The 20,638-nt window shown below is 72.9% G+C and carries 24 protein-coding genes; 15 read left to right on the top strand and 9 right to left on the bottom strand.

Translation table 11 applies throughout. The features are described from left to right. Positions 1-120: 120 nt before the first annotated feature. The gene (locus HUT10_RS49710) at positions 121-546 is read left to right on the top strand and encodes a DoxX family protein (protein ID WP_176177588.1); all 426 of its coding nucleotides are present in this window, start codon (positions 121-123) and stop codon (positions 544-546) included. Here the strand turns inward: HUT10_RS49710 and HUT10_RS49705 are convergent. Together HUT10_RS49705 and HUT10_RS49700 are read right to left on the bottom strand one after the other, a co-directional pair. Next, positions 543-1,061 (bottom strand): VOC family protein, encoded by a 519-nt coding sequence (locus HUT10_RS49705; RefSeq protein ID WP_176177587.1) that lies wholly within the window; start codon positions 1,059-1,061, stop codon positions 543-545. The two genes, HUT10_RS49710 and HUT10_RS49705, sit on opposite strands and share 4 nt — an antisense overlap. 83 nt (positions 1,062-1,144) lie before the next feature. Continuing rightward, positions 1,145-1,780, bottom strand: a complete 636-nt coding sequence (locus HUT10_RS49700) for a TetR/AcrR family transcriptional regulator (RefSeq protein ID WP_176177586.1) — start codon at positions 1,778-1,780, stop codon at positions 1,145-1,147. Positions 1,781-1,830: 50 nt separating this feature from the next. On the opposite strand from HUT10_RS49700, the gene HUT10_RS49695 reads away from it, so the two are divergent. From HUT10_RS49695 to HUT10_RS49685, 3 genes are all read left to right on the top strand, one after another. Beyond that, positions 1,831-2,277, top strand: coding sequence for a nuclear transport factor 2 family protein (locus tag HUT10_RS49695; protein ID WP_176177585.1), 447 nt, complete (start codon positions 1,831-1,833; stop codon positions 2,275-2,277). A gap of 315 nt (positions 2,278-2,592) precedes the next feature. Next, entirely contained in the window at positions 2,593-3,462 is an 870-nt protein-coding gene (locus HUT10_RS49690; RefSeq protein WP_176177584.1) for an alpha/beta fold hydrolase, read from the top strand. A 4-nt stretch (positions 3,463-3,466) separates the two neighbouring features. After that, positions 3,467-4,057: a TetR/AcrR family transcriptional regulator gene (locus HUT10_RS49685; RefSeq protein ID WP_176177583.1), complete on the top strand. Its 591-nt coding sequence runs from the start codon at positions 3,467-3,469 to the stop codon at positions 4,055-4,057. On the opposite strand, the gene HUT10_RS49680 is transcribed toward HUT10_RS49685, so the two are convergent. The 4 genes from HUT10_RS49680 to HUT10_RS49665 form a co-directional block, all read right to left on the bottom strand. Then, a complete protein-coding gene (locus HUT10_RS49680) occupies positions 4,054-4,596 on the bottom strand; it encodes a dihydrofolate reductase family protein (RefSeq protein ID WP_176177582.1) in 543 nt (180 codons plus the stop codon). The two genes, HUT10_RS49685 and HUT10_RS49680, sit on opposite strands and share 4 nt — an antisense overlap. 102 nt (positions 4,597-4,698) lie before the next feature. Continuing rightward, positions 4,699-5,823: a S1 family peptidase gene (locus tag HUT10_RS49675; protein ID WP_176177581.1), complete on the bottom strand. Its 1,125-nt coding sequence runs from the start codon at positions 5,821-5,823 to the stop codon at positions 4,699-4,701. Positions 5,824-6,216: 393 nt separating this feature from the next. Continuing rightward, positions 6,217-6,546, bottom strand: coding sequence for a hypothetical protein (locus tag HUT10_RS49670; RefSeq protein WP_254897539.1), 330 nt, complete (start codon positions 6,544-6,546; stop codon positions 6,217-6,219). 199 nt (positions 6,547-6,745) lie between these two features. Beyond that, positions 6,746-8,461, bottom strand: coding sequence for a sulfatase-like hydrolase/transferase (locus HUT10_RS49665; RefSeq protein ID WP_176177580.1), 1,716 nt, complete (start codon positions 8,459-8,461; stop codon positions 6,746-6,748). Between the two features lie 380 nt (positions 8,462-8,841). Here HUT10_RS49665 and HUT10_RS49660 point away from each other — a divergent pair, with 380 nt between their 5' ends. From HUT10_RS49660 to HUT10_RS49630, 8 genes are all read left to right on the top strand, one after another. Next, positions 8,842-9,036, top strand: coding sequence for an antitoxin (locus HUT10_RS49660; protein WP_176177579.1), 195 nt, complete (start codon positions 8,842-8,844; stop codon positions 9,034-9,036). 74 nt (positions 9,037-9,110) lie between these two features. Further along, positions 9,111-9,821 carry a VanZ family protein gene (locus HUT10_RS51715; RefSeq protein ID WP_254897410.1) on the top strand — a complete coding sequence of 237 codons (711 nt, stop codon included), beginning with the start codon at positions 9,111-9,113 and terminating at the stop codon, positions 9,819-9,821. 55 nt (positions 9,822-9,876) lie between these two features. After that, positions 9,877-10,275, top strand: coding sequence for an RDD family protein (locus HUT10_RS51710; protein WP_254897409.1), 399 nt, complete (start codon positions 9,877-9,879; stop codon positions 10,273-10,275). A 98-nt stretch (positions 10,276-10,373) separates the two neighbouring features. Continuing rightward, positions 10,374-10,757, top strand: coding sequence for an STAS domain-containing protein (locus HUT10_RS49650; RefSeq protein WP_176177578.1), 384 nt, complete (start codon positions 10,374-10,376; stop codon positions 10,755-10,757). Between the two features lie 92 nt (positions 10,758-10,849). Next, entirely contained in the window at positions 10,850-11,248 is a 399-nt protein-coding gene (locus tag HUT10_RS49645) for an ATP-binding protein (protein WP_176177577.1), read from the top strand. 70 nt (positions 11,249-11,318) lie between these two features. Then, positions 11,319-12,869: a PP2C family protein-serine/threonine phosphatase gene (locus tag HUT10_RS49640; protein WP_254897538.1), complete on the top strand. Its 1,551-nt coding sequence runs from the start codon at positions 11,319-11,321 to the stop codon at positions 12,867-12,869. After that, positions 12,866-13,936 carry a B12-binding domain-containing protein gene (locus tag HUT10_RS49635; RefSeq protein WP_176177576.1) on the top strand — a complete coding sequence of 357 codons (1,071 nt, stop codon included), beginning with the start codon at positions 12,866-12,868 and terminating at the stop codon, positions 13,934-13,936. Before HUT10_RS49640 ends, HUT10_RS49635 begins: the two co-directional genes overlap by 4 nt. Further along, entirely contained in the window at positions 13,933-14,286 is a 354-nt protein-coding gene (locus HUT10_RS49630) for an STAS domain-containing protein (RefSeq protein ID WP_176177575.1), read from the top strand. Before HUT10_RS49635 ends, HUT10_RS49630 begins: the two co-directional genes overlap by 4 nt. Before the next feature lie 53 nt (positions 14,287-14,339). On the opposite strand, the gene HUT10_RS49625 is transcribed toward HUT10_RS49630, so the two are convergent. Beyond that, positions 14,340-14,909, bottom strand: coding sequence for a TetR/AcrR family transcriptional regulator (locus HUT10_RS49625; protein ID WP_176177574.1), 570 nt, complete (start codon positions 14,907-14,909; stop codon positions 14,340-14,342). A 115-nt stretch (positions 14,910-15,024) separates the two neighbouring features. On the opposite strand from HUT10_RS49625, the gene HUT10_RS49620 reads away from it, so the two are divergent. Together HUT10_RS49620 and HUT10_RS49615 are read left to right on the top strand one after the other, a co-directional pair. Beyond that, positions 15,025-16,047 (top strand): aldo/keto reductase, encoded by a 1,023-nt coding sequence (locus HUT10_RS49620; RefSeq protein WP_176177573.1) that lies wholly within the window; start codon positions 15,025-15,027, stop codon positions 16,045-16,047. 239 nt (positions 16,048-16,286) lie between these two features. Beyond that, positions 16,287-17,006, top strand: coding sequence for a sugar isomerase domain-containing protein (locus tag HUT10_RS49615; protein WP_176177572.1), 720 nt, complete (start codon positions 16,287-16,289; stop codon positions 17,004-17,006). A gap of 4 nt (positions 17,007-17,010) precedes the next feature. On the opposite strand, the gene HUT10_RS49610 is transcribed toward HUT10_RS49615, so the two are convergent. Beyond that, positions 17,011-19,074: an MMPL family transporter gene (locus tag HUT10_RS49610; protein ID WP_176177571.1), complete on the bottom strand. Its 2,064-nt coding sequence runs from the start codon at positions 19,072-19,074 to the stop codon at positions 17,011-17,013. Positions 19,075-19,164: 90 nt separating this feature from the next. Between HUT10_RS49610 and HUT10_RS49605 the strand changes: the two genes are divergently transcribed. Continuing rightward, positions 19,165-19,599, top strand: a complete 435-nt coding sequence (locus tag HUT10_RS49605) for a MarR family winged helix-turn-helix transcriptional regulator (protein WP_254897408.1) — start codon at positions 19,165-19,167, stop codon at positions 19,597-19,599. 267 nt (positions 19,600-19,866) lie between these two features. Here HUT10_RS49605 and HUT10_RS49600 read toward each other — a convergent pair whose 3' ends face one another. Next, positions 19,867-20,493 carry a DUF4360 domain-containing protein gene (locus HUT10_RS49600; RefSeq protein WP_217709731.1) on the bottom strand — a complete coding sequence of 209 codons (627 nt, stop codon included), beginning with the start codon at positions 20,491-20,493 and terminating at the stop codon, positions 19,867-19,869. Positions 20,494-20,638 lie beyond the last annotated feature (145 nt).

Genomic DNA, 20,638 nt, shown 5'->3' with positions numbered 1-20,638 from the left:
ACATTTGGAGCTTGTGGCAACAGTCCACGACCGGTATATCTGGGTGACCCGAATTCGCACACGGCCGGCCGCACTGCCGGCCGGTTCGATGCCGCCCTCTCCCCGCTCACCGGAGGCACCATGCATCGCCTGGACCCGGCCCGCGACCACGTCCTCGGGCTCTACCGCATCGTCATCGGCTTCCTCTTCGTCTGCCACGGCCTCAAGTCGCTCTTCGGCCTGTTCGGTGCGAAGTCGACGATCGCCGTCGGGGCCTGGCCCGGCTGGTGGGCCGCGGTCATCCAGCTCGTCTGCGGGGTGCTCGTCTGCGTCGGCCTCGGCAGCCGCGTCGCCGCCGTGCTCGGCTCCGGCTCGATGGCGTACGCCTACTTCGTCGTCCACCTGCCGACCGGCCTGTTCCCGATCCAGAACGGCGGCGAAGCGGCCGCGCTGTTCTGCTGGTCGCTGCTGCTCATCGCATTCACCGGCCCGGGCCGCTTCGCGCTGGGCAACCTGTCCGTCCGGCAACGGTCGTCCGAGCCGACGCGGGCGGGCGCCGCGGTCTAGGAGGAGCGCGAGATCCCGACGCCGCTGCGCGCGTCGGGACCGTACTTCGCCAGCTCCGCCGCGAGGTCGAGCCGTCCGATCGACGCGCCCTTCGCGCGGTCCTCATCGGTCAGCAGCTCGCGCGGGATGATCCAGACCACTTCGAACTCCAGCCCGTTGGGGTCCTTGGCGTACAGGGACTTCGTGGTCCCGTGGTCGGACGAGCCGACCAGCGCGCCCGCTTCGGTGAGCCGGGCGGCGAGCCGCTCGAGGTCCCCGAGCGTGTCGACCTCCCACGCCAGGTGGTAGAGGCCCACCGAAGTCCGCCCGGCCCCGGAGTCCGCCGCGTCCGCCCCGATTTCGAACAGGCCGAGGTCGTGGTCGTTGGCCGAGCCGGGCGCCCGCAGGAACGCCGCGCCCCGGTACGCGTCACCGCCGTCGATGTACCCGAAGCCGAGCACGTCCCGGTAGAAGGCCACGCTTTCGGCCAGGTTCCGCACGTAGAGCACGGCGTGGTTCAGGCGGAAGATCGACATCGACGACTCCGTGCTGCGCGCAGATCGGTTGAAGTTTCAACTTAAGGTTAAGCGCGCGTTCAGCACCGGTCAACCCACGCCGGTCAACCCAGCAGGGCCGCCACCCACAGCCGGCCGAGCCAGGCCGCGTACCGCTCGCCGGACCACCCGCGGCCCTCGACGAGCCGGTGCCAGAGCGTCCCGTCCGTCGTGGACCACAGCACGTCCCGGCACTCCTCTTCGGAAACCGCCAGCTGCCCGGTGGCCGCCGCGGCCCTGGCGTGCTCGGCCATCGCCTCCAGCCGCGCGCCGTCGATCTCGGCCAGCAGCGCCGCCGCCGCGGGCTCGCTCGCCGCCGCGCCGCGCACGGCCAGGTGCAGCCGCGCGGTCCGCCGCATCACCGCGGTGTTGACCGCGGCGAATCCCGCGAGCCGGGCCCGCAGGTCGGGCTCGGCGAGCACGGCCCGCAGTTCGGGACGCTCCAGCAGCGGCACGTCCTCGTCGTCGCCACCCACCGCGACGTCCCACGCGCGGTGCAGCAGCGCGGGCTTGTTCTTGAACGCCGCGTACACCGTCTCCGCGGCGACTCCGGCTTCGGCGGCGATGTCGGCGATGGTCGTCCGGCCGTAACCGCGCGTGACGAACAGCTCGTGCGCGGCCGCCACGATCCGCCGCCGGTTCTCCCGCGCCTGTTCCCGGCGCCGGCTCGCGTCGTACTGGCGCTTGACGGGCCCACTCATCCGATACATCCTCACTGTATTGAAAACAGCACGACTGTATTGGAGTCATCATGCCGGCACCAGCCGAGAGCTTCCTGGCCGACGTGCTGCCGCGGCAGACCGCCGCCGAGCAGGCCATCCACCGCGGGGACCCGGAGCCGCGCACCGCGTTGTGGTCGCACGCGGACCCGGTCAGCCTGTTCGGGGCCTGGCTGCCGGTCCGGACCGGCTGGCCCGACGTCAGCGCGGCCTTCAAGCGCGTCGCGGCCCAGTTCTCCGACTCGCGCGGCTACCGGTTCGAGGTGATCGCGGCGGGCGCGAGCGGCGACCTCGCGTACACCATCGGCTTCGAGCACAACACGGTGTCGGTCAACGGAAAGCCGACGACATACACCCTGCGCGCCACGCACGTGTACCGCCGCGAAGACAGCGAGTGGAAGATCGTCCACCGCCACGCCGACCGGCCGCCGGACGAGCCCGAAGCCGGGGAACCGATGACCGGGACCCACTCTCGGTAGGCCCGGTGACCGACCGGGCGACAAACCTTCGACACCGCATCGAGGCCCTGGTCAGGGCGTTCGGCCGTTCGTAGGGTGGGTCCACCGCGAGACACCCGTCAGCCGTCCGCGGGCGGTGGTGCCCCCGGATCCGACCTTTCCCCGAAGCCAAGTCCCGGGGCACCACCGCATCAGCCGGCCGATCTTGCCGCTCTCCCGCCATCAGCTCTGCGAGCCGAACGCGTCCGCCAAGCCCGAACCCGCGCCGGGCCACGCCCACGTCCCGAGCCATCCCGGCACATTTACATACATACACCATGTATGTAACCTGCGAGCATGACGAACCGCAGCGAAGCACTGGGTCGGGAACACCGCGTCCGGCTGCCCGCCGGCGAAGTGCGCTACTGGGCGCGCGGCAGCGGCACCCCGGTCGTCTTCATCCACGGCGTGCTGACGAACGCCGAACTCTGGCGGAAGGTCGTCCCCGACGTCGCCGCGGCCGGGTTCCGGTGCCTGGCCCCCGATCTGCCCCTCGGCTCGCACGACCTGCCGATGCGAGCGGACGCCGACCTCTCCCCCGTCGGCCACGCCGACGTGATCGCGGACTTCCTCGACGCGCTGGACCTGCGGGACGTCACCCTCGTCGCCAACGACACGGGCGGTGCGCTGACGCAGATCCTGCTCAGCCGCCGTCCGGAGCGGGTGGGCCGGGTCGTGCTCACGCCGTCCGACTGCTTCGAGTACTTCTTCCCGCCGATCTTCAAGGCGCTGCCGCCGCTGGCCCGGATCCCCGGCTCGATGGCGGTGCTGGGACAGCTGCTCCGCATCCGGGCGCTGTACCCGCTGCCGGTCCTGTTCGGCCGGGTGGTCAAGCGGCCGCTGCCGGACGCGGTCGCGCAGGCCTACCTCTCGCCGCTGCGCAAGTCCGCCGAGGTGCGCCGGGACCTGCGGAAACTGCTGCGGGCCGTGCACCCGCGGTACACGCTCGCGGCCGCCGAGGCGCTGCGCGGGTTCGACCGGCCGGTGCTGCTCGCCTGGGCGACGGAGGACCGGCTGTTCCCGATCCGGCTGGCCCACCGGCTCGCCGCCCTGCTGCCCGACGCGCGACTCGTCGAGGTGGCGGACTGCTACACGTTCCTGTCCGAGGACCAGCCGGCGGTGCTGGCCCGCCACGTCGTGGAGTTCGCGGGCGCCATGGCAGATTAGGCGGGTGCGACGTACCCAGCAGGACCGTTCCGCCGGCACGAAGGCCGCACTGGTCGCCGCCGCGCGGGAGCTGTTCGCCGCCCGCGGCTACCCGGCGGTGCCGGCCGACGAGATCACCCGCGCCGCCGGGGTGACCCGCGGCGCGCTGTACCACCACTACGCCGACAAGCAGGGCTTGTTCCGCGCCGTCGTCGAGGAGCTGGAACGCGAGCTGACCGAAGAGGTCCGGGCCGCGTTCGCCGCCGGCGCGGACCCGCTCGCCGGCATGCTCGCCGGCCTCGGCGTCTTCCTCGACGCCTGCCTGCGCGAGGAGGTCCGCCGGATCTCGCTCACCGACGCACCCGCGGTGCTCGGCTGGGAGGCCTGGCGCGAGATCGAGGCGGAGTACGGCCTCGGCCTGATCGTGTCCGTGCTGGAGCAGGCCCGTGCGGACGGGCTGATCGTCGAGATGCCGGTCCGCGCCCTGGCCCAGCTGGTGCTCAGCGCGGTGATGGAGGCGGCGCGGATGATCGCCGCGTCCGGGGAACCGGCCCGGACCCGCGCCGAGGTCCAGCAGGTCCTCGGCGGCTGGCTCGGCAGCCTCCTGCGGACCTAACGCGTCCGGTAGGTGCTGAGGATCGCCGGCCCGGCCTGGGTGGCCGAGACGAGGTCGAAGTCCACCGCGTCCTCGAACAGCCGCCTGCCCTCCCCCGCGACGCTCGGGAAGACGAGCAGGCGGTACTCGTCGACGAGGCCGTGGCGGGCGAGCTGCCGGGCGATCCCGACCGACCCGATGACGACCACGTCCCGCTCCTCCTCCACGATCGCGTCAGCGAGTTCTCCGCGCAGCAACACGGAGTTCTGCCACGCCGACACGTCGGGCAACGTCCGGGACGCGACCAGTTTCGCCGCCGCGTTGAGCCGGTCGGGGAACTCGCCCGAGCGGCCCGGCCAGAGCTTCGCGAACAGCTCCCACGTGGTCCGGCCGAACAGCAGGACGCCGGTCTCCAGCAGCGGGCCGAGCCGGAACTTGTCCCCCGCCACCGCTTCCGGGCCGTGCCGGAACGCCCAGCCGCCGGAAGCCGTGCCGCCGGAGCCGTCGGGGTCCTCGACGACGCCGTCCAGGGTGGTGAACTCGACGACGATCACGCTCATGTCCGCTCCCGGTGCCTTCACGCCGCACCCCGGTGGTGCGGCCGCACCGGTACCTACCGGCGGCGGCCGCCGGATTCATCGCACCGCCGCCGGAAGGGCCCGCTACGCCGTCACGAGGGATACGCCGTAGGTCTGCAGGATCTCGTTGACCGGCTGGAACCACGTCTCGCCGCCCGAGCTGCAGTTGCCCCAGCCGCCGGAGGTGACGCCCTGGGCCTGGTCACCGGTGATGAACGAGCCGCCGGAGTCGCCCGGCTCGGCGCAGACGTTGGTGCGGGTCATCTGGTAGACCGCACCCTGGGCGTAGTTGACCGTCTCGTTCTGGCCGAGCACCGTGCCGCAGTGCCAGTGCGTGGTCGAGCCCGAGCGGCACACCGACGTGCCGACCGGCGCGACCCAGGACCCGCGCACGAGCGCGTCGCTCACCGTGCCCCAGCCGAGCACCACCGGCGCGGTCCACCAGCCGCCGCCGATGCGGATGAACGAATAGTCGTTGCCGGGGAAGGAAGACCCGGCGAAGGTGCCCATCCACGAGCCGTCCCAGCCGACGACCGAGCTGCCCGCGCCGCCGCAGTGCCCGGCGCTGACGAACCCGCCCTGCACGGAGAAGCCGATCGAGCAGCGGGTGTTGCCGTTGATGTAGTACGGGTCGCCGCCGACCGTCCCGGCCGAGAAGGGCGCGGCCGCCGGTGCGGTCGCCACGGTGACCGGGCCGGCCTTCGCCGCCCGGGCCAGGAAGGCGTCGACGTCCGCGCCGCGGGCGCCCGGCGCCACGGTGACCACGACGCTGCCGGCCCGCGGGTCGGTGCGCCAGCCGGTGACGGCGGCCGGAGCGGGCTGCGCCTTGGCCGACGCGTCGATCGCGGCCTTGGCCGCGTCGAGCTGAGCCGCGCTGGTGCGGGCCGCGACGGGTTCGGCCCCGGCCTGCCGGACGGCGGCGGCCGCGGCCGGGTCGGTCACGCCGACCACCAGCCTGCCCCGCGCGGGGTCGAACCACGCGCCCCCGAACGCGGCGCCGGCGGCCCGCTGCGCGCCGGGCAGCACCCGGGTGGCGGACATCTCCTGGGTGAGCCGGGCCGACGCCTGCGCGGCGGTGAGGCCGAGGTCCCGCTGCATGGCGGCGATCAGCCCGGGTGAGGCCTGGGCCACGGCGGGGGTGAGCGCGGTCAGCGACGCGGTGAGGACGGCGGCGGCGCTGCCGAGGGTCAGGGCGATTCTTCGACGCATGGGAACTCCTCCAAGGCCGGGGGAAAGAAACACACCGTCCGCCGAGTGTGCGGGGCAGGCCCGCGCCGGGTCCAGATTTGTCCGGTTTTCTGTCCGGATTTCCCGCCCCGAAGTCCACTATGGATAGTCATAAACCGCTATGAGGCAAGGGTTTTCCCCGACAACGACCGGGCCGCGGACCGGCCGCCGGGCCGCCCGCGCCGTGTCCGCCACCCCTTCGTCGCGGCATCGCAAAGGTCTGAACCAAGTAGAACACGCCGCACCGGGCACCGGCGCGAACGGGAGTCTGCCGGGCACCGGAGGTGCCCGGCCGTCCCTCCGGCCGACCGGAATGCGGGCACGACACCGCCCGGCCACCGGGAAAAACGGTGGCCGGGCGGTTCCCTGCCCGAATCAGATTTCGTCGACCTGGTAGACGATCAGCCGGGCCGGCACGAGCAGCGCCCCCGAGCACTCCGCAACCGCCGGACCGAATCCGTAGGGCACCGGGAGCCCGGCCACCAGCCAGTACGCGGAACCGTTCGAACAATGCGCGAGAACGCGGTATCCGTAGCCGGAGCCGGGAAAACAGCTGACGGAGACCCCTTCGCCGAACAGGGTCCCGTAGCGCTCGCCGATGCAGCCGGGCGGCGCGAAATCACCGGTCGCCGCGACCGCAGGCACGACCGACAGACCGAAAAGGGAAAACACCGCGATCGCAAAAACCGCGCATTTCCTGAACATGGCCACTCCTCAACCGCCGAGAACCCGACTTCCCGAGCGTAGAAGTGCACGGGAATTACCGGCAATTCATCGGGCCAGTGAACCGGCGCGCAGCGGAAAGTCACCCCACTGCTCCATCCGGGCTAGCCCGGGCCACTGGTCGGTGGCGGATTCCCCGCCCGGGCGCACGGAACCGCTGCCGTCCGTCCGGAGAGGACGGTCAGCGGGCGAAGGCGTTGAGGAACCGGTCGCGGAAGGAATCCATCTTCCACACCGGAGCCTGCGCACCGGGGTGCAGGCCGTCCTGCCAGCCCCAGCCGGCGATCCGGTCGAGCACCTTCGGGTCCTTGGCCACGATGGTGACCGGCACGTCGTGGACCGCGCCCTGCGGGGTGACCACCGGCGGCTGGTGGTCACCGAGGAACACCAGGACCGTGTTCTCGTCGCCGTACTGCTTGACGAACGAGATCACCGTCTTCAGCGAGTAGTCGGTCGCGTCGCGGTAGGCCTCGCGGATCTTTTCCGGGTCCTTCCAGACCGACTCCGGCGCTTCGCCCGCCGCGGGCTGGGGGTTGAAGACCGAGCCGTCCCCGACCTGGTTCCAGTCGACCAGCCAGGGCCGCGGGGACCACGGTGCGTGGCTGGAGACCAGGTCGACCTCCGCCATCACCGGGCGCTGCGGCGTCGCCTTCGCCAGCTCCTTGCGCTGCAGCATGGAGAGCGAGAACTGGTCCGGCATGGTGGCGTAGGCGTAGCCCGGCCCGTGGTAGCCGATGGAACGGGCGTCGTAGTAGGCGTCGGGGTGGTAGAACTTCTGCCCCTCCGGCCAGTCCTTGGTGTGCGCGGGCACGTCCCAGACCGTCCGCCAGCCCGCCCGCTGGAACGCCCCGCCGAGGGTCAGCCGGTCGCCGGCGAGCAGGTCGTTGTACCGCTGCTGGTTGTCGATCCACATCCCCGACTGCACGGTCGAGTGCGCCAGCCAGCTGCCGCCGCCGAACGTCGAAGAGGACAGGAAGGCGCTCCTCGCGCCGATGCCCGCCGCCCGCAGCTCGGCCGTGCCCGCGTCGAGCGCCGGGCCGATCTTCGCGCCGATGACCGGGTCGTCGAGCGCGATCCGCCCGTAGCTCTCCACGAAGGTCAGCACGACGTTCTTGCCGCGCAGCCCGTTCAGCAGCTGCGCGCCCGGGGTGGCCCGGAAGGCGTCCTCGGCGGCCAGCTCCCCGAAGGGCCGCTGGTCCCGCAGGTCGGCGCCGACCTGGCGCAGGTCCCCGTAGGCCAGCGCGGCGGCGCTCTGGGCGGCGACCGGCTGCCCCGGCGCGATCTCGACGCCGAACACCGAGGAGACGATCCAGACCACGGCGAGCACGGCCACGACGCGCGTCGCGCCGGTCCGCCGCCCGGCCGCGACCCGGCTCAGCCGCAGCATCGCCAGCACCATGACCACGACCACGGCCACGGCGAGCAGGCCGGCGCCGATCAGGGCGGCGACCGTGGCCGCGTCCCCGATCTGCCCGGCCAGGAACTCGACACCGGCGCTGAAGAAGCTCCAGTCGTAGACCGGGTCGAACGGCTTCTCCAGCGTCGCGTAGAAGCCGGTGTCCAGGGCCTTCATCAGGGTCAGCAGGCCGAGCCCCAGCCCGGCGAGCACGGCGGCGACGCGGCGCGGCCGCGGCGGCAGGACCAGCAGGACCGCCCCGATGACGAGGCCCTCGACCGGCACCCGCACGAGCGCCGCGGCGGAGAACGAGCTGAGGTCGTCCGGGGCGAGGAGCCCGAACAGCACGAGCAGCGCGGCCAGTACGGTCAGGACCCGGCCCGCGACGACGTGGTGGCCCCGTCCGGGCCGGGGCAGCCCGAAGTCGGGCAGCGCGGCCCCGGTGACCGGGGTGCGGCGGCGGACGAGCCGCACCAGCGGCAGACCGGTGTTTCCAACCATGGCGAGCCTCACGTCGTGGTGCACGGTGGCCGCCGGCCCGTGCGGCGGGGCGGCGATCGTCACCACATATACGGGCCGCGGAGGCGCGCGGTTCACGCGCCACCCGCCGGGGACCGGAGGTGCTCCCGGAGTTCCGGTGACGGCGTCGCCCCGCCCTTGTGTCGCGTGGGCGTTTCGTGCAGCAGCGCCGGTTCCGCGCCGACCGGGCACCCGAAGGGAATCGGCCGTACCCGGGCACGGCCGCACCGAAACCGCCGGCCGGGCCGTTCACCCGCAGGAACACCGGAAATCCCCGGCGCAGGGGAACGAGCGTTGCGCCCCCGCGGCCCCGGTGTTCTCCTCGGGGGTGTCCCAAGATCGAATCCGACCGGAGGCCCACGATGAATCTGTTCGACAAGGCGAAGGAAGCGCTCGGGAAGCACCCCGACCAGGCCGACCAGGGCGTCGACAAGGCCGCCGAGGCCGCCAAGCAGCGCTTCGGCCAGCACTCCGACAAGATCGACCAGGGGTCGGAGAAGGCGAAGGAGTTCCTCCACAAGCAGACCGGCGGCGGGCAGGACGCGCCGCCGCAGTGAGTCGCCACCGGTGATTCCCAGCCGTCCGGGGGAAGCACGCTTCGCCGCCCCCGCGGCTGGGTACCACCGGCTCCGTGGTCGCCACCTACCTGGTCCCCGTCCGGACCGCGCTGCTCCTGTTCCCCCTCCTCGCGCTGGCCGTGATGCTGCCGGCCGCCTTCGTCAGCTACCGCCGCCGCGGCCGCGCCGGCGGGTGGCCGACCTTCGTCTTCTACACATTCCTGTTCTACCTGCTGGCGATCGCCACCCAGACGGTGCTGCCGCTGCCCGCCGACCCGTCCTACTGCGCGGGCCACACCTACGCGAGTTCGCCGCAGCTGCGGCCGTTCTACTTCGTCGAGGTGGTCTCCCAGCGGGCCCGCGGTCACTGGGGTCCCTCCGCGCTGCTGCACAACCCGGCGGTGTGGACCACCGCGCTCAACGTCGTGATGCTGGCACCGCTGGGGTTCTACCTCCGGTACGCCCAGCGGGTGCGGCTGCTGCCGGCCACCCTGATCGGCTTCGGCCTGTCGCTGTTCTTCGAGCTGACCCAGCTGACCGGCCTGTGGTTCGTCTACCCGTGCCCGTACCGGCTCTTCAGCGTCGACGACCTGATCCTCAACACCGCCGGCGTCGTCGTGGGCTGGCTGGTGGCCGGACCGCTCGGGCGGCTGCTCCCCTCGCCGCAGCCCGAGCACGAGCGGAGCCGTTACGCCGCGAAGGTCACCTTCACCCGGCGGCTGTTCGCGCTGGCCACGACCTGCTGGGGTTCGCCGCGCTGCTCGGTTTCCTCTTCGGCCTGCTGACGCTGTTCGGCGAGGACCTGAGCCACCGCGACACGCCGGTCGTCATCCTCGCCTCGTGTGGTTCGTGGTCCTGCCCGCCGTCACCGGGTCGACCCCGGGCAAGCGCGCGATGCTGCTGCGGGTGACCCGCCGGGGCGGCCGCCGGGCCGGACCGGTCGCGCTGCTGGTCCGCAACGGCGTCCTGCTCTCGCCGCTGTGGCTCACCTGGCTGGTGCTGGACCTGGACCACTGGGACCTGGGGAACCACCCGGAGCGGCTGCTCCTGCCGGTCGCGCTGGCCGCGTCGGTGTTCGTCGTCGGGGTCTGGACGCCGCTGGCCGTGCTGCTCGACGACGAGCACCGGGCCCCCTACGAGCGGCTGACCCGCACCGTGAACACGGCCGTCGTGCCGCCGGGGACGCCGGAGCAGGCGCCGGTGACGGCGCCTGCCGAGAAAGTCCTTAAAGGACAGTAGGCGACACCGGCCTGCCCCTGGTCGACAGCGCTGGTAGATTGCGTCGGGAACGGGTTGAGCCGGCCAGCCCGTGTCCCGATCCCTTCCTGGAGCTTGTGATGACCACCGACGCAACGCGGCCGCGGCAGCGGTACTCGGGTGACGGCTGGTCGCTCGAGGCCCACGACTCCGGCGAGACCAGCGTCTACACCCTGCGCGGCGAGTTCGACTTCGCGGCCTCGACGAAGCTCGCGGACCTGCTGGTCGCCGCTCCGGGCGCCGCCCGGGTCGTGGTGGACATGACCGAGGTCGAGTACTGCGACTCCAGCTGCCTGCAGGTCCTGCTCCGGCTGGCCCGCGGGCTGCACGCGGCGGGCGGCCGGTTCGCCGTCGTGTCGGCCGTCCCGGCGGTGACCCGGCCCATCGGCCTGCTCCGCCTCGGCGACGTCCTGCCGGTGCACCCGACCCACGAGGCGGTCGCCGACGCCTGGGGTGCGGCATGACGACCTCGGACACCCGTGTGGGCGGGCCCGGTTCCGGGCATGAAGAGGGGGAGGGCCTCCCGGCTGGGGGTGGCACGGCGAAGGAGGCGGATGTGAAGCTCCGATTTGCCCGGCACGAACTGGGCATCTCCCCCGAGCTGTCCGAACTGGCACGGGTCCGGCACTGGGTGCGGACGGTCCTGCGCGGCTTCCCGGCCCACTTCGTCGGCACGGCGGTGATGGTGGTGGACGAGCTGACGTCGAACGCATTGCGCCACGGCCGCGCGCCCTACCACGTCCGCTTGCTGCCCGGCGCCGCCCGGCTGCGCATCGAGGTCGACGACAGCGGGACCGACCCGGCCCGCCGCCGGGCGCCGTCCGACCACGGCGGCCGCGGGCTGCTGCTGGTCGAACGCTGCGCGGCGGCCTGGGGCCAGCTGCGCCGGCCCAGCGGCAAGACCCTGTGGGCCGAGCTGGCGACCGACCCGGATCCGGCGGGCGCCCGTGGCTGATCCGGCACACACCGCGGCCACCACCCCGGTCGACGGCACCGGCGGCTGGGCGGCCGCCCCGGCCGCCGCCGTGGTGGTCGACCGGTCCGGCACGGTCCGGGCCCTCAACGAAGCCGCCCGCGCGCTCTTCCCGGCCGCCGGCTTCGGGCGCCCGGCGGCGGGCACGATCGCGGACTGGCTGGCCGAGGCGCACCAGCGCGGCTCCGACGAGGTCGCCCGCGGCGAGGTCGGCGAGCGCGCGTTCGCCGCGCACCCGGTCCCGCACGGCGAGGCCGTGACCTGGTGGCTCATCGACGAGACCGAGACCCGCTCGGCCCGGGAGGCGCTGGCGCGGGAGCAGGAGCGGACCGCGTTCCTCAGCGACGCCTCCGCAGCGCTGCTGGGCTCGCTCAACCTGGACCGGTGCATGGAGGTCGCCGCCCGGCTGGCCGCGCAGCACCTCGCCGACGCCGCCCTGGTGCTGGCCCCGACCACCGGGGCGACCTTCCCGGCCGTTTCCTGCGTGCGCGGCGGCGAGCCCACCCGCACCCGGCTGGAGATCGACCCGGACGAGCTGCCCGGGCTCGGCGAAGCGCTGCAGGGCTTCCCGCCGGTGCCCTCGCGCTGGCTCGACCCCGGCGCGGCCCCGTCCTGGGTGCTGCCGGAGGGCTTCGGGCCGGTCGGCTCGATCGTCGTGACGCCGCTGCCCGGCCACGGCGTCCCCGCCGGGGCCCTGGTGCTGCTGCGCCGCGGCGACCGGGCGTCGTTCAGCGACTCCGAAGAGCTCTTCGCCCGGCTGTTCGCCGCGCGGGCCGGCGCGGCCATGTCGGCGGCGCGGGTGTTCGCGCTGCAGGCGTCGATCACCGACACGCTGATGCGCGAACTGCTCCCGCCGACCCTCGAACAGCTCGGCGGCGTCGAATACGCCGGCCGCTACCGCCCGGCGCGCGACGGCGAGCGGATCGGCGGCGACTTCTACGACGTCCACTCGGCGATCACCGCCGAGGGCGAAGAGTCGCTGGCCGTGCTCGGCGACGTCTGCGGCAAGGGCCTCGACGCGGCCGTGCTGACCGGCAAGATCCGCACCACGCTGCGCGCGCTGCTGCCCATGGCCGACGACCACCACCGGCTGCTGGACCTGCTCAACCGCACGCTCGGCGACAACGCCGACGCCCGGTACGTCACCCTCGTGCTGGCCTCCGCGCGGCGCGAAGGCGCCACCGTCCGGCTGCGCGTGACCTGCGCGGGGCACCCGCCGCCGCTGATCGTGCGGGCCGACGGCCGCGTCGAAGAGGTCGACAGCCAGGGCAGCCTGATCGGCGTGCTGCCCGAGATCGAGTCGACGACCGCGGAGATCACGCTGCACCCCGGCGAGACGTGCCTGCTCTACACCGACGGGATCGTCGAGGCGAAGGGCGGCCCGCTCGGGGACGCCATGTTCGGCGAGGAACGGCTCGAGCAGGCCGTGGCCGAGTGCGCGAACATGCCGGCCGACGCCGTCGTCGAGCGCGTGCAGATGCTGGCCTCCCAGTGGATCGGGCGCGGCAGCCACGACGACATGGCCGTGCTGGCGATCACCGCGCCGCGCGGGCAGCACCTGGCCGCGGTGGGCGGCCACGGGCGCGGGAGGTACACCGCATGAGCACCGCTACCCGCTCCTCCGCGGTGGCCGAGCACACCGAACGGCTCTGGGAGGCGGTCACCGCCGGCGACGAGTACGCCGCGGGCGACGCCGTGGTCCGGGCGCTCGGCGACGGGACAGACCCGGAGAGCGTGCTGCTCGACGTGATCGGCGCCGTGCAGCGGCGGGTCGGCCGCGAGTGGGCGGCCAACCGCCTCACCGTCGCCCAGGAGCACGCGGCGACCGCGATCAACGACCGCGTCATCGCCTCCTTCGGGTACGTGCTGAAGCGACCGGAGCCGCACCTGGGCCGGATCACCGTCGCGTGCGTCGACGGCGAGTGGCACGCGATGCCGGCCCGGCTGCTGTCGGAAGTGCTGCGACTGCGCGGCTTCCGCGTCGACTACCTCGGCGCGCAGGTGCCGGCCCCGCACCTGGTGGCGCACCTGCACCGGACCGGCCCGGACGCGGTGGCGCTGTCGGGATCGCTGGCGACCCGGCTGCCGACGGCGCACGCGACCATCACGGCGTGCCAGGCGGCGGCCACCCCGGTCATCGCGGGCGGCGCCGCCTTCGGCCACGACGGCCGGTACGCCCGCTTGCTGGGTGCCGAAGCGTGGGCCCCGGACGCCCGCGCGGCCGCCGACCGGCTGACCGAGCCGCTCCCCCGGCCGCACGCGGCCCACCAGCCGCTCGACGACCTGCCGCACCTGGCCGACCAGGAGTACACGCTGGTCACCCGCAGCTCGGCCCGGCTGGTCAAGACCGTGCTGGCCGGGCTGGAGGAGCGGATCCCGGCCATGCGGTCCTACACCGACCTCCAGCGCCAGTACACGGCCGAGGACCTCGCGCACATCGTGGAGTACCTGGCGACGGCGCTGTACGTCGGCGACGGCGAGCTGTTCACCGGGTTCCTGAGCTGGACGGCCGGGATCCTGACCGCGCGGGGCGTCCCGGCGGCCTCGCTCGTGCCCGCTCTCGAACTGCTCGGCGCGGAGCTGCACGACTTCCCGCGGGCCACCGGCTTGCTCTGCGCCGCACGAACCCACCTGGCGGAGCCGGCCGCCGGATCGGAGCGGACGGCATGACCACCGGGCTGACCTGCACCTGGACCACCCCGGAGGACGCCACGGCCGCCGTGACGATCAGCGGCGACCTCGAGTTCGCGACGGCGGGCACGCTGCTGCGGCTGGTCACCGAGCGCCTGGCCGGCCACCCCGGCGTCCGGGACGTCCGGCTGGACTGCGGCGAGCTCGGCTTCTGCGACTCGTCGGGCCTGTCGGAGCTGATGAAGGTGCACCGCGTGGTGGTCGAGGCGGGCGCCCGCCTGCACCTGGACAACCGGCAGCCGGCGTTGGACCGCCTGCTCCTCCGCACCGGGACGGCGGTGTACCTGACCGGCGAGGCCGCGGACACCCGGGCCCGCCGGGATTCCTGACACCCACTCCCCGGCCGGCGGGCGACTCCCCGGCTGGTGGTACGGCCGTCCCGTCAGCCGGCGCCGTAGCGGAGGCCGTCGACGAGGACGGCGACCAGGCGCCTGCCGTGGCCCGGCTCGCGGCCGGGTACGGGCCGGCACAGCAACGCGATCGCGTGCAGGAGGTCCTCCGCACCGAGGTCGCCGCGGATCGCGCCGTCGGCGGCCGCCGCGTCGAGCAGGGCGGTGAGCGTGGGGCCCAGGCGCTCCATGAAGTAGCCGGGCAGCCCTTCGAACGCCGGATCGCCCGAGTGCAGGGCCGAGGCGAGCCCGCGTTTCGTCTCGAGGAGCTCGACGAACCGGTCGATCCAGAGCGAAAGCGCCCGCACCGGCGGGTGGGCGGCGCTCAGCTCGGGCCCGGCGTCGGCGACGGCGTCGATCCCGGTCTTCACGACGGCCTTGACCAGGTCCGAGCGCTGCGGGAAGTGCCGGTACAGCGTGCCGACGCCGACTCCGGCGAGGTCGGTGATCTCCTTGGCCGGCGCGTCCACGCCGGAGGTGCCGAAGACCGTGCGCGCCGCCTCGAGCAAGGCCTCGACGTTGCGCTGGGCGTCGGCGCGCCGCCGTCGGGTCTCCTGGGTCACTTCGCCCCTCTCGGTTGCCTAACCGGAAAGCCTTTCCGTATAGTTACGGAATAGGTTTCCACTTACGGCCAGCGTACGCCATCCGCGCCGGCCGGCACCCGTCAGGAGAGAACCCATGCAGTACCGCACCCTCGGCCGGACCGGGATCAAGGTCAGCCCGTACGCACTCGGCGCGATGATGTTCGCGACGTCCTTCGGCAATCCCGACCCGGACGACTCCGCCCGCATGATCCACAAGGCACTCGACGCGGGCATCAACTTCCTCGACACGGCCGACGCCTACGGCGACTCCGAAGAGGTCGTCGGCAAAGCGCTGCGGGGCCGCCGCGACGACGTCGTGCTCGCCACCAAGTTCGGCCGCCAGGTCGGCGACGACCCGCACCACCAAGGCGCGTCCCGCCGCTGGATCACCACCGCCGTCGAGAACTCGTTGCGGCGCCTGCAGGTCGACCACATCGACCTCTACCAGCTGCACCGCACCGATCCCGAGACGGACATCGAGGAAACGCTTTCCGCGCTGACCGATCTGCTCGGTGCCGGCAAGATCCGCGCGATCGGCACGTCCCAGAGCCTGGCGTCCGACATCGTCGAGGCCCAGTGGACCGCCGAGCGGCGCGGGCTGGCGCGCTTCCGCGCCGAGCAGGCGGCCTACTCCCTGCTCAACCGCGGCGTCGAACGCGAAGTGCTGCCGCTGGCCCAGCGCTTCGGCATGGGCACGCTGATCTGGGGCCCGCTCGGCCAGGGGCTGCTCACCGGGCGCGTCCGCAAGGGCGAGCGGAACGACCTGCGCCGCGCCCACCTGCTCAAGCACCTCACCGACGAACGCCGGCTCGACGTCGTCGAGCAGCTCGTCCCGCTGGCCGCCGAAGCGGGCCTGCCGATGACCCACCTCGCGATGGCGTTCGTCATCGCCCACCCGGGAGTCACGAGCGCACTGCTCGGTCCGCGGACCATGCCGCAGCTGGACGACCTGTTGGCGGGCATCGAGGTCCGGCTCACCGACGACGTCCTCGACCGCATCGACGAGATCGTGCCGCCGGGGACCAACGTCGGGGCACTCGACCAGAACTACCAGCCGCCGGCCGTGCACGACCCGGGCCTGCGCCGCCGTCCACTCGCCGAGCGCGCCGCGGCCTAGATTGCGGCAGACGGCCGGATCAGCCCGCCCGCGCTCGGCCGCCGGCCGGCGGCTCCGACCGCCTCACGGTGTGCCGGGGTCGGCCACATTCCCTCGGGGCAGCGTCGACGATCCAGGCCGCCCCCGGCTCGCCGCGACGACCAAGTCCAGCGGCCCGGAGGTGACACGCGCCACAGCACAAAGACAACCACCTCGCAATGGTCTAGACCATAGGAGACGTCCCCCAGCAAGGAGACCCCGTGGACTTTTCCGCCGACTTCGGTACCGCGGTGCGCGAGCACCTCCGCCTGGTCGAAGACCGCAACGCCGCCACCCTCGCCGCGGTGGCGGCCCGGCTCCTCGACGCCGTCCGCGCCGGCCGGCTGGTGCACACCGCGGCCGCGGGCCACGGCCTCGCTGCCGTGCTGGAGACCTTCTACCGCGCCGGCGGCCTCGCCTGCGTGCGGCCGCTGTTCCACCCCGGCCTGCTGCCGCTGCACGGTGCGCAGGCCAGCACCCAGCTCGAACGCGTGCCCGGGCTCGCCGCGACCCTCGTCGCCCAGGCGCGGGTGCAGCCCGGCGACGTCGGGGTCGTCTTCTCCAACTCGGGCGTCAACGCCTTCCCCGTCGAGGTCGCCGCCGAACTGCGGAAGCGGGAGGCCTACGTCGTCGCCTTCTGCTCGCGGCCGCACATGGACAGCGCGCCCGCGCGCTCCTTCGCCAAGCTCGGCGAGCTGGCCGATGCCGTGCTCGACACCGCCATCCCGCCCGGCGACGCCGTGGTCCCCACGGCCGGCGGCACCACCGGCGCGCTGTCCACCCTCTGCGCCACCTACCTGTGGAACCTGCTGCTCGTCCGGCTGACCACGCTGGCCGGTGCCGTCCCGGTCCCCCTCTGGCAGAGCTCGAACCTCCCCGGCGGCGACACCGCCAACGAAGGCTTCCTCGACCGGTACCGCGCCCAGGTACCGATGCTGTAGCGCCTCACCCGTCGAGGCGGGCCAGCTTCGACGGCCACCAGATGCGCCGCCCGACGTCGATCGTCAGGGCCGGGACCAGCAGGGACCGCACCAGCAGCGTGTCCAGCAGCACGCCGAACGCGACGATGAAGGCGATCTGCGCCAGGAACAGGATCGGGATCACCGCCAGCGCCGAGAACGTCGCGGCCAGCACGACGCCCGCCGACGTGATCACCCCGCCGGTCAGGGACAGCCCGCGCAGTGTCCCGGCCCGCGTTCCCCTGCTCAGTGCTTCCTCCCGGACCCGGGTCATCAGGAAGATGTTGTAGTCGATCCCCAGCGCGACCAGGAAGACGAACCCGAACAGCGGCACCACCGGGTCCGCGCCCGGGAAGTCCAGGAGGTGGTTGAACACCAGCGCCGACACGCCCATCGTCGCCGCGAACGAGAGGACCACGGTCGCGATCAGCAGCAGCGGCGCCAGCAGCGACCGCAGCAGCAACGCCAGGACCAGGAAGATCACCAGCAGCACGATCGGGATGATCAGCGCCCGGTCGCGCTTGGACGTCTGCTGCGTGTCCAGCTGGATCGCCGTCGGGCCGCCCACCTTGGCGTTCGCCTGCGGGACCGCGTGCACCGCGTCGCGCAGGCGGCCCACCGTCGCGACCGCCGCCTCGGAATCCGCCGGGTCGGTCAGGACCGACAGGATCTCGACGCGCCCGCCGACCACCTTGGGGCGGCCGTCAGGACCCGGCAAGGGGAACGACTGCGCGACTCCGTCGATGGCGGCCGCCTTGAGCACCGCGGGCAGCGCGCCCGCGTCGGCGATCGTGATCGCCGGTGCGCCCAGGCCGCCCGGGAAGTGGCGGCCGAGGATCTCCTGCCCGGTCCCGGATTCGACCGGGGTCAGGAACACGTCCGACTGCGCGGTCCCGGACGCCTTGAGCTGCGGCAGGAACGCGACCCCGACGCCGAGCACCAGCGCCGTCACCACCCAGACCGCGCGCGGGCGGCGGCCGACCAGGCGCGCCACCCGGCCCCAGATCCCGGACGTCTCCGGGTGCGGCGAGCCCAGTGCCGGCTTGAACGGCCAGAACGCCCCGCGCCCGCACAGGGCCAGCGCGGCCGGCAGGAACGTGGTGGACGCCAGCAGCGCGGCCCCGATGCCGATCGCCGCCACCGGGCCGAGGCCCTTGTTCGAGTTGAGGTTGCTGAACAGCAGGCACAGCACGCCGAGCACCACGGTGCCCGCCGAAGCCGCGATCGGCTCGAGCGTCGCGCGCCAAGCGAGTTTCAGGGCGTCGAACCGGCTCGGCGTGTCACGCAGCTGCTCACGGAACCGCGCCACCAGCAGCAGCGCGTAGTCGGTCGCGGCGCCGAAGACGAGGATCGACAGGATGCCCTGGCTCTGGCCGTTGAGCGCGAGCACGTCGTGCTTCGCCAGCAGGTAGACGACCAGGCTGGCCAGGCCGAGCGCGAACACCGCCGACAGCAGCACCAGGAACGGCAGCAGCGGGCTGCGGTAGACGGCGACCAGGATGAGCGCGACCACGCCGCCGGCGACGAGCAGCAGGATGCCGTCGATCCCGCCGAACGCCTTGACCAGGTCGGCGATCTGCCCGGCAGGCCCGGTGACGAGCACGGTGAGCCCGGCGGGCGCGCCGCCGAGCTGCGCCCGGACCTCCTTGACGACGTCCGCGGGGTTGCCGTCGGCGAAGATCGGCACCGCCAGCTGCACGGCCTGGTCGTCCCGCGGGGCAGGCTCCGGCTTGCCCAGCGGGCCGGCCACCCCGGGCACGCGGCCCAGTTCCTGGGCCTTGGCCTCGAGGAACCGCCGGTCTTCGGCGGTCAGGCCGCTGGTGCGCTCGGCGACGACGGTGGCGGGCAGCACCTGGCGCGGGCTGAACGCCTTCTGCTCGTCGGAGACCTCGGTGGCCTCGGCCGAGCGCGGCAAGAAGGCCGCGTTGTCGTTCTTCGCGACCTCGCTGAGCTTGCCCGCGAACGGGCCGCCGAACCCGCCGAGGCCCAGCCAGGCGATCACCAGGAGGGCCGGGATCAGCCAGCGGAGGCGGCGCGGGGAGTCGTTCATGGTCGCTAAGGTCCTTTCGAGCGCGAACACGCCCAATTGTTCAGCAAGCTGAACATTCTGCACGACGACTCCTGAGTGATGGTGAGCACAGTGACGGTGAGCTCGAGCCCCGAGCCCGATCTGGGCACCTGGCCGACCGGACGGCTGCTGGCCGTGGCCGCGCGGCTGGTGGAGCAACGCTGGGTGGCCGTGCTCGACGGCATGGGCCTCACCCACGCGGGTCTCATCGCGCTGCACACCCTGCGCGACGGGCCGCTCCCCCAGCGGACGCTGGCCCAGCGCTGCCAGGTCACCGACCAGACGATGAGCCGCACGCTCGACCGGCTGGCCAAGGCGGGGTTCGTCAGCCGGGCCGCGGACCCGGCCGACGGCCGCCGCCAGCTGACCCGGCTGACCCCGCGCGGCCGGGAGGTGCACGAGCAGGCGGTGCGCGCCGAACCCGCCCTGCTCGGCGGCCTGGGTGACGACGACGCGTTCCGGGCCGGCCTGCTGGACCTGATCACCCGGCTGTCGGCGGGCGGTTGAGAGCGCGCGCCGGTGGGTAAAACTCCCTACATGTGGATCGCGGTGAGCACCCCAGTGGCCCTCCTGATCGCTACCGTCCTGATGGAGCGGTTCGAACGACGATGCGGCGTGGTACCCGGCCCGGAAACCGAGCGCCGGGCAGTACGGAGCTGAACACTTCGGGGTGAACCGCGTTCAACGGAAAACCCCGGTCCGGCGGGCACGGTAAAACCCGCTCACCGGCGAGGGGTTCCGGTGAGCGGGCGCCGCGACAATGACCGGCCGAATTCAGCAGGTCTTCCACGCAAAGTGGTAAATCGTGTCCACGTTCGCGTGCTCGGAATCCATTTCGATGAAACTGGATCCCGCCGATGAACCGGCATCGGCCCGCAGTTCCGCATTGATGTTCAGGTTGCGGCTCTCGCCGCACGGCGCGAACACCAGCTCGGCCACCTCGGTGACGTCGCCGGCCCGCCACACGCCGTGGAACGGACCGGGGAAGGTGTGCCGCACCCGGGCGGTCGGCGCCGTCCCGGCGAAGTAGTAGTTGGCCTGCTCGAGGGCGCTCGCCCCGCTCTCGAGGTGGGCGAAGCCGCGGTACTCCGCTTCCGCGATCGCATACGTGAACCCTTGTGGCACATGGACGAGCACGTTGATCTGGCAGTTCTTGCGCGCGTCGAGCGCGGGCGCGCCACCGCCGGCCCGCGCGGTGAAGTTCGTGTAGTGCACCGTGAACGAGGTGTTGTCGGAGGCGACGTCGGCCGAGGCGGTGGCCGTGCCGGCCGGGCAGCCCGAGCCGTTGATCGTCTTGATGTCGAGCGTGATTCTTTCGGACGGCACCGAGGCCGCCGGAGAATCGACGGGGGCGACGAGGGTGGACAGAATCATTGCGCCTACGACCGACATACCGAGCATGACGCTCCTCCAAATGGGCCACGGTGCCGAGTGGTGGTGATGATCGCGCGCGGAGAGGATCGTAGCGCGATCGCAACCTTTTCGACGGCCACTGAACGGAGTAACACGACAGCGGAGCGCACGGGAAATCCATTTCCCGCCAATT

The sequence above is a fragment of the Amycolatopsis sp. Hca4 genome (assembly GCF_013364075.1).
Taxonomy (GTDB): Bacteria; Actinomycetota; Actinomycetes; order Mycobacteriales; family Pseudonocardiaceae; genus Amycolatopsis.
The sequence above is the reverse complement of the archived record's forward strand: the minus strand, read 5'-3'. Positions and strand labels throughout refer to the sequence as shown.

Excerpts from the sequence above, each read along its gene's own strand:
- HUT10_RS49710 (WP_176177588.1), top strand. The coding sequence starts at position 121 with ATGCATCGCCTGGACCCGGCCCGCGACCACGTCCTCGGGCTCTACCGC.
- HUT10_RS49705 (WP_176177587.1), bottom strand. The coding sequence starts at position 1,061 with ATGTCGATCTTCCGCCTGAACCACGCCGTGCTCTACGTGCGGAACCTG.
- HUT10_RS49700 (WP_176177586.1), bottom strand. The coding sequence starts at position 1,780 with ATGAGTGGGCCCGTCAAGCGCCAGTACGACGCGAGCCGGCGCCGGGAA.
- HUT10_RS49695 (WP_176177585.1), top strand. The coding sequence starts at position 1,831 with ATGCCGGCACCAGCCGAGAGCTTCCTGGCCGACGTGCTGCCGCGGCAG.
- HUT10_RS49690 (WP_176177584.1), top strand. The coding sequence starts at position 2,593 with ATGACGAACCGCAGCGAAGCACTGGGTCGGGAACACCGCGTCCGGCTG.
- HUT10_RS49680 (WP_176177582.1), bottom strand. The coding sequence starts at position 4,596 with ATGAGCGTGATCGTCGTCGAGTTCACCACCCTGGACGGCGTCGTCGAG.
- HUT10_RS49675 (WP_176177581.1), bottom strand. The coding sequence starts at position 5,823 with ATGCGTCGAAGAATCGCCCTGACCCTCGGCAGCGCCGCCGCCGTCCTC.
- HUT10_RS49670 (WP_254897539.1), bottom strand. The coding sequence starts at position 6,546 with ATGTTCAGGAAATGCGCGGTTTTTGCGATCGCGGTGTTTTCCCTTTTC.
- HUT10_RS49665 (WP_176177580.1), bottom strand. The coding sequence starts at position 8,461 with ATGGTTGGAAACACCGGTCTGCCGCTGGTGCGGCTCGTCCGCCGCCGC.
- HUT10_RS49660 (WP_176177579.1), top strand. The coding sequence starts at position 8,842 with ATGAATCTGTTCGACAAGGCGAAGGAAGCGCTCGGGAAGCACCCCGAC.
- HUT10_RS49650 (WP_176177578.1), top strand. The coding sequence starts at position 10,374 with ATGACCACCGACGCAACGCGGCCGCGGCAGCGGTACTCGGGTGACGGC.
- HUT10_RS49635 (WP_176177576.1), top strand. The coding sequence starts at position 12,866 with ATGAGCACCGCTACCCGCTCCTCCGCGGTGGCCGAGCACACCGAACGG.
- HUT10_RS49630 (WP_176177575.1), top strand. The coding sequence starts at position 13,933 with ATGACCACCGGGCTGACCTGCACCTGGACCACCCCGGAGGACGCCACG.
- HUT10_RS49620 (WP_176177573.1), top strand. The coding sequence starts at position 15,025 with ATGCAGTACCGCACCCTCGGCCGGACCGGGATCAAGGTCAGCCCGTAC.
- HUT10_RS49610 (WP_176177571.1), bottom strand. The coding sequence starts at position 19,074 with ATGAACGACTCCCCGCGCCGCCTCCGCTGGCTGATCCCGGCCCTCCTG.
- HUT10_RS49600 (WP_217709731.1), bottom strand. The coding sequence starts at position 20,493 with ATGCTCGGTATGTCGGTCGTAGGCGCAATGATTCTGTCCACCCTCGTC.